Origin of the sequence: Promicromonospora kroppenstedtii DSM 19349, from assembly GCF_000515355.1 — a bacterium.
Taxonomy (GTDB): Bacteria; Actinomycetota; Actinomycetes; order Actinomycetales; family Cellulomonadaceae; genus Promicromonospora; species Promicromonospora kroppenstedtii.
The window spans coordinates 58,706-60,503 of the sequence record NZ_KI911707.1; the positions used below are offsets into that span (position 1 = coordinate 58,706).

Consider the following 1,798-nt stretch of genomic DNA (forward strand, 5'->3'; position numbering starts at 1 on the left):
GTCGACCACCACGTCGGCGCCCGTGAGCGCCTCAGTCAGGCCTTCGCCGGCGACGGCGTCGCAGCCGGTGGCGGGCGTGGCCAGGGCGGCGTCGTGCCCGGTGGCGCGGAGCCGGGCGACGACCTTGGCGCAGATCGGGCGGGTGGCGCCCACGACGACGATCCTCATGGCGGGCATTCAGGCGGCGGCCGTGAGGACCGTCTCGAGGCCGTCGAGGTCGCCGGTGCGGGAGGCGGTGAGGAACGCGGCGGTGAGGCGGCGTCCGGCCAAGGGCGGCACGGGACGGACCCGGTCGCTCCGCAGGCGGGCCTGGGCGCGGCTGACGAGCTGGCGGGAGTTGGCGACGCTGGTGCCGAGCAGGCTCGCGAGGTCGGCGTAGGCGTAGTCGAAGCCGCGGCGCAGCACGTAGGCGGCGAGCTCGCCGGGGCTGAGCCGGGTGAGCAGGAGCGCGAGTGCTTCCTCGGTGAGGCCGGTCCGTTCGGCGTGCCGGCCCGGGTCCTGGTCCGGGTCGGGGGTCGGGTGCTCGGCGCCGGGCGCGGGCAGCGGGGTCTCGCGCCGGTAGCGGGCGGACTGGATGACGTTGCGGGCCAGGTTGGTCGTGGTGGAGGTGAGGAACGCGGCGGCGTTGACGACCTGGGTGCGGTCGGTGCGCTGCCAGCGGAGCCAGGCCTCCTGAACCACGTCGTCGGCCTCGGCGGCGCTGCCGGTGATGCGGCGGGCGACGCGGATGAGCTGCGAGCGCTGGGCGAGGAAGACCGAGAGCGCGGCGTCCGGCTCGGCGGGGGGCGGTGTGGTTCCGGGTGATGTCGTCATACCGATCACACTCGGCGCGACGCCCGGCCCACCGCGCCACGGTGAGTCCGTGGTCGGCCCCGTGGTGCACCCCTGGGGTGACGGGGCACTGGGCCACGGGCGGAAACCGCCTGCCTACTTCTGCCTGTGGTTCTGCCTCGTGAAAGATTCAACCACCGGGTTGGATCGTGGCATGAGCACCTCACCAGGGGCCACGGGCCCGCGAACCGCTGTGCCGGCCCCGACGGTGCTGCTGGTGAGCGGCGAGCGGCGGGCGCCGCTGTACGGCCGTCAGGCGGAGTGCGAGGCGCTCGACCAGGTGGTCGCGGCGGTGCAGGCGGGGCGCAGCGCGGTGCTGGTGCTGCGTGGCGCGGCCGGGATCGGCAAGTCGGTGCTGCTGGAGTACGCGGCGGGCAGCGCGTCCGGCTGCCGGACCGCTCGGACGACAGGCGTCGAGGCCGAGTCCGACCTCTCCTTCGGCGGGCTGCACCGGCTGTGCGCGCCGTTCCTGGACCACCTGTGCCGACTGCCCGCTCCGCAGCGCGACGCGCTCTCCACGGCATTCGGCCTGACGGCGGGCGAGACGCCGGACCGGTTCCTGGTCGGGCTCGCGGTGCTCAACCTGCTCGCCGCCGCGGCCGAGCGGGAGCCGCTGGTCTGCCTCGTCGACGACGCCCAGTGGCTCGACGAGGTCTCGGCCCGCACCCTCGCGTTCGTCGCGCGGCGGCTGCCCGTCGCGGCGATCGGGCTGGTGCTGGCGGTGCGCGACCCCCACCTCAAGGGCGAGCTGACGGAGCTGCCCGAGCGGGAGGTGGGCCGGCTGACCGACGGTGAGGCCCGCGCCCTCCTGGAGTCCGTGACGCCCGGGCGGCTGGACGAGCGGGTGCGGGACCGGATGGTCGCCGAGACGCAGGGCAACCCCCGGGCTCTGCTCGTGCTCCCGCTCGGGCTCACCCCGGCCGAGCTGGCCGGGGGCTTCGGGCGGCCCGACGTCCGGCCGGCGGCC

The 1,798-nt window shown here is 75.9% G+C and carries 2 protein-coding genes; one reads left to right on the forward strand and one right to left on the reverse strand.

The genetic code is table 11. From position 1 onward, the window contains the following. Positions 1-177: 177 nt before the first annotated feature. Positions 178-813, reverse strand: coding sequence for a sigma-70 family RNA polymerase sigma factor (locus PROKR_RS19110; protein ID WP_051433147.1), 636 nt, complete (start codon positions 811-813; stop codon positions 178-180). Positions 814-985: 172 nt separating this feature from the next. Here PROKR_RS19110 and PROKR_RS19115 point away from each other — a divergent pair. Beyond that, on the forward strand, positions 986-1,798 hold an 813-nt coding region (locus PROKR_RS19115; protein ID WP_157602268.1), incomplete at its 3' end, for an AAA family ATPase.

Bases quoted from the DNA above. Each gene is read 5' to 3' on its own strand.
- PROKR_RS19110 (WP_051433147.1), bottom strand. From the start codon at position 813: ATGACGACATCACCCGGAACCACACCGCCCCCCGCCGAGCCGGACGCC.